The organism is Dokdonella sp., from assembly GCF_049593775.1.
GTDB lineage: Bacteria > Pseudomonadota > Gammaproteobacteria > Xanthomonadales > Rhodanobacteraceae > Dokdonella.
The window spans coordinates 1-6550 of record NZ_JBAWHJ010000306.1 but is presented as its reverse complement, the minus strand read 5'-3'; the positions used below and the strand labels follow the sequence as shown (position 1 = coordinate 6550).

The 6550-nt window shown below is 61.5% G+C and carries 6 protein-coding genes; 4 read left to right on the top strand and 2 right to left on the bottom strand.

Annotated features, from left to right (window positions below):
* Together WBP53_RS10755 and ybaL are read left to right on the top strand one after the other, a co-directional pair.
* On the top strand, window positions 1-396 hold a 396-nt coding region (locus WBP53_RS10755; RefSeq protein WP_423928756.1), incomplete at its 5' end, for a chorismate-binding protein.
* 424 nt (window positions 397-820) lie between these two features.
* Window positions 821-2581, top strand: a complete 1761-nt coding sequence (ybaL, locus tag WBP53_RS10750) for a YbaL family putative K(+) efflux transporter (RefSeq protein ID WP_423928754.1) — start codon at window positions 821-823, stop codon at window positions 2579-2581.
* Window positions 2582-2583: 2 nt separating this feature from the next.
* On the opposite strand, the gene WBP53_RS10745 is transcribed toward ybaL, so the two are convergent.
* Together WBP53_RS10745 and WBP53_RS10740 are read right to left on the bottom strand one after the other, a co-directional pair.
* Window positions 2584-3153, bottom strand: coding sequence for an antibiotic biosynthesis monooxygenase (locus tag WBP53_RS10745; RefSeq protein WP_423928752.1), 570 nt, complete (start codon window positions 3151-3153; stop codon window positions 2584-2586).
* A gap of 38 nt (window positions 3154-3191) precedes the next feature.
* Window positions 3192-4184 carry an LLM class flavin-dependent oxidoreductase gene (locus tag WBP53_RS10740; RefSeq protein WP_423928758.1) on the bottom strand — a complete coding sequence of 331 codons (993 nt, stop codon included), beginning with the start codon at window positions 4182-4184 and terminating at the stop codon, window positions 3192-3194.
* 179 nt (window positions 4185-4363) lie between these two features.
* Between WBP53_RS10740 and WBP53_RS10735 the strand changes: the two genes are divergently transcribed.
* The gene (locus WBP53_RS10735; protein WP_423928750.1) at window positions 4364-5383 is read left to right on the top strand and encodes an aspartyl protease family protein; all 1020 of its coding nucleotides are present in this window, start codon (window positions 4364-4366) and stop codon (window positions 5381-5383) included.
* A 210-nt stretch (window positions 5384-5593) separates the two neighbouring features.
* Entirely contained in the window at window positions 5594-6451 is an 858-nt protein-coding gene (locus tag WBP53_RS10730) for a PA4780 family RIO1-like protein kinase (RefSeq protein WP_423928748.1), read from the top strand.
* The last annotated feature ends 99 nt before the right edge of the window (window positions 6452-6550 follow it).

The window sequence follows — 6550 nt, the reverse complement described above, 5'->3', positions numbered from 1 at the left end:
AGTTTCACGGTCGAGCGCTATTCGCACGTCATGCATATCGTCAGCCAGGTCGAAGGCGAACTGGAGGATGGATTGAGCAGCATGGATGTGTTGAAGGCATCGTTCCCGGCCGGCACGGTCAGTGGTGCACCGAAGATTCGCGCGCTTGAAGTCATCCGCGAACTCGAGCCGATCAAGCGCAATATCTATGCAGGCGCCATTGGCTACATCGGCTGGGCCGGTGACACCGATACCGCGATCGCGATCCGCACCGCTGTGATCCAGGACGGCCGCCTGCATGTGCAGGCCGGTGCCGGAATCGTTTTCGATTCCGATCCGACCACGGAATGGGAGGAGACAATGAACAAGGGGCGCGCCCTGTTCCGGGCTGTTGCGAATGCGGCGAGTGGACTTTAGCCCGAACGAAAAACATCGGTCGCGGGCCCAAAATGTTGGGGTTCGCTAACGCTCACCAGCAACCTGCGATTTCGAAGTTCGGGTTGCCTTTCGCAGGTTGGGCTGAGCGCAAGCGATGCCCAACGATGCACCTGGCCACGACTTTGACTGGCAGCGAATGGCCGCAGGTGGCTGGGGTGCGAAAACCTGCTGTACGGGAAAGCCGAGACAAGACGCGGGCTTCGATTGCCGGTCTCGCGTTTCCGCCACAGCCTTTTGTCATCCCTGCTTGACCAGTCGTTCGGTTCTGGCCATGTAGGGAAAGCCGTCATGGGGCGCGGACTTCGATTGCTGGCCACGCGTTTCTGCCTTGTTGTTGGTTTCCTCCGCAACCGCTGGCACTTGCTATAGTGAAATCCGCGCGCAAATACTGCATGGAGGGTCGATGCCGCACCACACGCCGCTGATTGCGATGCTGGTTGGCGGAATCTGCCTCGCCTTCGTGTTCGGCATGCTCGCCCAGCGGGTCAAGCTCTCGCCCCTGTTCGGTTATCTTGTCGCCGGCGTCGTCGCGGGCCCGTTTACGCCCGGCTTCGTTGCCGATTCGGCGATTGCCCAGCAATTGTCCGAAATCGGCGTGATCCTGCTCATGTTCGGCGTGGGCCTGCATTTCTCTATCGGCGACCTGTGGTCGGTGCGAAAGATCGTCGTTCCGGGCGCCCTGTTCCAGGTCGTGATCACCACCGGATTGGGCATGCTGCTGGCTTGGTTGATGGGCTGGAGCTGGGGGTCGGGGCTGATCTTCGGCGTGTGCCTGTCGGTCGCCAGCACCGTCGTGTTGCTGCGCGCGCTCGAAGAACGTCGGCTGCTTGAAACCCATCGGGGACGCATCGCGATCGGCTGGCTGATCGTCGAGGATCTGTTGATGGTGCTGGTACTGGTCATGCTGCCGCCACTGGCCGGTGTGCTCGGTGGCGAGTCCGCACAGGATGGATCGACCGACGGATTGCTCAAGACCCTGGCCTGGACGCTTGGCAAGGTCACGGTTTTCATCGTGCTGATGCTGGCGATCGGACGCCGGGTGATCCCGTGGATGCTGGAGCGGACAGCCAGCATCGGCTCACGCGAGTTGTTCACCCTGGCCGTGCTCGCGATCGCACTCGGCGTGGCCTATGTATCGGCGGCCATCTTTGAAGTTTCGTTTGCACTCGGTGCATTTCTCGCCGGTGTCATGCTCAACGAATCGAAACTCAGCCATGAGGCAGCCAGTGATTCGCTGCCAATGCGCGATGCCTTTGCCGTGTTGTTCTTTGTTTCGGTGGGCATGTTGTTCGACCCGCACATCCTGCTCGAACAGCCGCTGGCCATCCTCGCCACCTTCCTCATCATCGTGCTCGGCAATTCCTTCTGCGGCTTCGTCGTCACGAAAATCTTTCGTGAACCGCTGCAAACCCAATTGACCCTGGCGACCGGCCTTGCCCAGATTGGCGAATTCTCGTTCATCCTTGCCGCGCTTGGAGTCAGTCTCGGCCTGCTCAGTGAAGACGCGCGCAATCTTATCCTCGCGGCGGCACTGCTCTCGATCATTGCCAACCCGATGCTGTTCGTCCTGTTCGACCGCTGGTCGCGTCGACATGAAGCCGAAATCCATGCCGCTTCCGAGCGCTCGCTGAATGAGGCTGAAGACGACATCCTGCCGGATCGCGCCGCGATTCCCGCGAGCAATCACATCATCCTGGTGGGCTACGGAAAAGTTGGCTCGCGCGTCGCCCGATCACTGCATGAGCACGGCATGCCGCTGGTGCTGATCGATTCGGATCGCGAGCACTGCATCGAGGCACGCAAACTCGGCATCCCGTGCATCTTCGGCAACGCCGTTTCAACCGAAGTGCTCAGTGATGCCAACCTTGGCAGTGCGCGCGCCCTGCTGGTGGCCATCTCGCAAGCGCTGCAGGCCGGACCGATCATCAAGCTGGCGCGTGAAACCAATCCGGGCCTGGCCATCCTCGCTCGTGCCCATTCCGATGAGGAAGTCATCTATCTGCACAAGGCCGGCGCCGATGCCACGATCATGGGCGAGAGCGAAATCGCGCGCAGCATGTGCGATTCGGTTGAGTCACTGGTACGGCTTGCCCAGCGGCTCGAGGCGGCAAACAAGCCACCGGCGGTCGACGGCGCGCCGAACGAGGATCCACTGGTCGCCTGAAATCAGTGCGTCAGCCAACCGGCAAGCCATCGCGTCAATCGCGGCATGATCAGATAGACCACCAGAACCACAATGGTGACAAACGCGATGAAGCCGTCCACCAGCCGCCCGCCTGACCAAGGTACTGCGGCAAACACCATTCCCAGCAATGCCGGGATGGCCAGGGTCAGGGGGTAGATGACGACCAGGGTCAGCAGGGCCTGCTTCCAGCGTACCGGGGCTTTCGCGCCCGCCATGACAGGTGTAAACCAGAACGCAGCGCCGGTGTGCACATTGACGGTGTCGGGCGCGACAAGCAGATGGGCAATTTCCGAAACTAGTGCCTTGCGCCGATCAGATCGGGCCCAGCCTTCCAGGTGCTCGATCGTGTCGAATCGAAGCACGATCGTATAGGGCTGGTCGGCATCGCTGGGTCGGATGACGTTGGCTCCGAGATGGCCGGGAAAACTCTGCGAAGCCGGCATTATCCGCCCCAGCCATTGCTCATATTCCTCTGATTTCCCGCGACCGATCCAATGCTGGATGACGAGGGTGGCCAATTCCTCCGGGCGAGGCAACGAACTTGTCGACATGGCGAGACGCTCCAGTGGGGATCGTGGGTTCCGAATATTCAGGTTGTACCCGCGTGCATGGCGAGCTCGAACGAACGTACCCGCGCGGCATGATCGAAGATATTCGCGGTCAACAGCAATTCGTCAGGCCGGTGGATTTCGAGGAATGCGCGCATCCCGGAACGTACGGTTTCGCTGGATCCGACCACGGCACAGGACAATGCCTGGTCGACACCGGCTCTCTCAACCGGCGTACACCATTCCTCGAACGCGCGCGCACTCGCCAAAGGGGGAGGCACCAGGCCGGGGCTGCCGCGACGCAACCTGACGAAGGCCTGCTGCTGGGTGGTGAACAGGCGCCCGGCTTCGTCATCTGTTTCGGCGGCCACCACATTGAGTGCCAGCATCACGTGGGGCTGGGAAAGACGGGCGGATGGCCGGAATTCGCGCCTGTAGAGCGTCAGTGCATCGACCATTGATGCGGGCGCGAAATGCGAGGCGAAGGCGTAGGGCAGTCCGAGCATGGCAGCAAGTCGTGCGCCGAACAGGCTGGAGCCGAGAATCCATGCTTCCACTTCGATCCCGGCGCCCGGTACAGCGCGAACGCTTTGGCCCGCCTCAGCGGGTTCGAAGTAGCGCAACAGCTCCACCACGTCGGCAGGAAATTCCTCAGCATTTTCGTAGTAGCGGCGAAGCGCGCGCGCGGCCGCCTGATCGGTCCCGGGAGCGCGGCCCAGGCCGAGATCAATCCGGCCGGGATAGAGCGATGCGAGCGTACCGAATTGCTCGGCGACCTGTAGCGGGGCGTGGTTCGGCAACATGATGCCGCCGGCACCGACCCGGATACGCGACGTACCGCCAGCGACGTGACCGATAAGCACCGCCGTCGCCGCGCTGGCAATTCCCGGCATGTTGTGATGTTCGGCCAGCCAGTAGCGGTGATAGCCCAGCTGCTCTGCATTTCGCGCCAGATCCAGCGTGTTGGCGAAGGTCCGCGAAGCATCACTGCCTTCGGTGACTGGCGCGAGATCGAGTATGGAAAGCGGAATCACGATGAAGCCCTCGGTGAATGTCGGGTCAGGAGTAGTCAAGCAAGGGAGCGAGTGAACTCGCCCGGAGTGAAGTAGTAAACTGCGGCCAATCTTGCAGATGCAGAATCAATCGCGGCGACATCAAACTTCCTGTCTGTGCCGTCGACTTCGGTGCGCGACGGCGAGAGGAGAGCCATGAAATGGTGCCACTGGCAGCCGATGCAAGCCTTCAGTTGAAAACCCGGATGAACAGGCGAGCGCACATGCTTGGGCGTTTCGGCCTCATCCTGCGATCTGCCCTGCCAGCCCGCTTCCGCGTGCCCTTCCTCTTCTTTGCTGCAGCGCTCATCAGTCAGCCAGTCCTTGCCGTCGAACCGGCGCCACGCGCCGATGTGCCATTGCTTGCTTCGAACTTGCCATCGCCGCGCGTTGAGGTTCGCTTCGGCACAGACAAGGTTGCCGAATGCATCGTCGATACCGGCTCGGACGTTGGGGTGATCAACCAGCAGCTCAGCCGGGGTGCCAATTCACTTGGCCGGACCAAGGTGATTGTTGCTGGTCGTCGCCCACTCACCATGCCCGTCGTGGAGGTCCGGGATGTGGCAGTCGGCGCAGCAAGCCTGAACTTTGTGCGCTTCCTCGTGCGTGACAGCAGCTGGTCGGATCCGGCGTACGCCATGCCCTGCGTGCTGGGTGGCAGCTTCCTCGACCGCTTCACGGTTGATGTCGATTTCGCAACACGTCGACTGCGCCTGTATGACCGGGGAACCCGCATCAATGCCCTGATCGGCGCGCACGCTGCGAACGACTACGATTTGCACGCACGGGTCAGCAGCGGCCGCATCATGCTTGACGTGGGTGTTGATGGCGCAACCACGCGCGCCTTCATTGACACCGGCTGGTGGCAGACCAGTGCAAACACGGAGTTGCTGGAGGTACTTGGCATTGCGGACGATGACCCGCGCATTCGCGTGGATCGAACCGTCCTGCGATCGGGAAAGAACTTGACCACGCGCCTGCTCGACCTGGGCCCAATCCGGATCGGCAATAACACGATCCCATCGGTTCCTGTCGACGTTGGCGATCACGCAGCCTCATATGCCGAACGCAAACGGGGTCCATACCTCCACGTGGGTGCCGACATGCTGGCCGGCTATCGCCTGCTCATTGATGTCGCCCACCGGCAAGCCGTGTTGCTGCCGGGCCAGCACGACGAGTAGGGCCAGCCATTCAAAGGGGGTATTGCCAAAGGCAACGCACGATTCCCGGGCCGGATGACCGTTCAGCCGAACCGGCTGGGAGGGCGTCGCAGACCGCGAATCGGCGCGACCCGGTAGAATGTGCGCTGATGCTTTCCGTAGCTGGAGTACACATGTCGGTTCTTCCAGCAGGGCAAGACGCGACCTTCCTGAACGCAACCTGGTGATTCGATGAAAACCCCCGCTGGCTTGCAGCCGCTTATCGACGATGGCGTGATCGATGCTGTGCTGCGCCCGCTCAAGAGCGGCAAGGAGGCCTCGGTCTATGTAGTCCGACGCGGCGATGAGGTGCTGTGCGCCAAAGTCTACAAGGACATGGGACAGCGCAGTTTCCAGGCCCGCGTACAGTATGAAGAGGGTCGAAAGTTGCGCGGCAGTCGCAAGACCCGAGCGGTGGGCAAGGCCAGCAAGTTCGGACGGCGTGAGCAGGAAGCCGCCTGGAAAAACACCGAAGTCGACGTGCTGTATCAGCTCTTTGATGCCGGTTTGCGCGTGCCCAAGCCTGTCAGCTACTCCAATGGCGTGTTGCTGATGGAGCTGGTCTGCGATGCGGAAGGACGCAGTGCGCCACGTCTGGATGATATCGACCTTGATCCGGAGCAGGCGCGCGCCATGCATGCCGCATTGATCAGGGATGTAGTGCACATGCTCAGTCTCGGCCTCATCCACGGTGACCTGTCCGGATACAACGTGCTGGTCGACGCGGATGGCCCTGTGATTATCGACTTCCCCCAGGTGGTCAGCGCAACAGGCAACAATTCGGCGCGCGCCATGCTCCTGCGCGACGTGCACAACCTGAGACGCAGCCTCGGCGTCTACGCCCCTGAGCTGAAGTCGCAGCACTTTGGCGAGGAAATGTGGGCACTGTTCGAGAAGGGCGATCTGCAACCTGATCACGAGTTGACCGGCAACTTCGTTTTCGACGAACACACGGCTGACGTCGACATGGTGATGTGGTCAATCGAAGATGCGCGTCAGGAGGCGTTGATCCGCCAGCAAGGCCGCGAGGAAGCCGAAGCCCAGGACTGATGCCGTGCGGACGATTCGACGACAAGCTAGGGCAGCGCGAAGCGTGCTCGCTTGTGCAGGTTCCGAGCACAATTTGCAATCCTGGCCGTGGGCGTGGGG

Coding starts and splice junctions, on each gene's coding strand:
- WBP53_RS10745 (WP_423928752.1), bottom strand. CDS start 3,153: ATGTCGACAAGTTCGTTGCCTCGCCCGGAGGAATTGGCCACCCTCGTC.
- WBP53_RS10735 (WP_423928750.1), top strand. CDS start 4,364: ATGGTGCCACTGGCAGCCGATGCAAGCCTTCAGTTGAAAACCCGGATG.
- ybaL (WP_423928754.1), top strand. CDS start 821: ATGCCGCACCACACGCCGCTGATTGCGATGCTGGTTGGCGGAATCTGC.
- WBP53_RS10730 (WP_423928748.1), top strand. CDS start 5,594: ATGAAAACCCCCGCTGGCTTGCAGCCGCTTATCGACGATGGCGTGATC.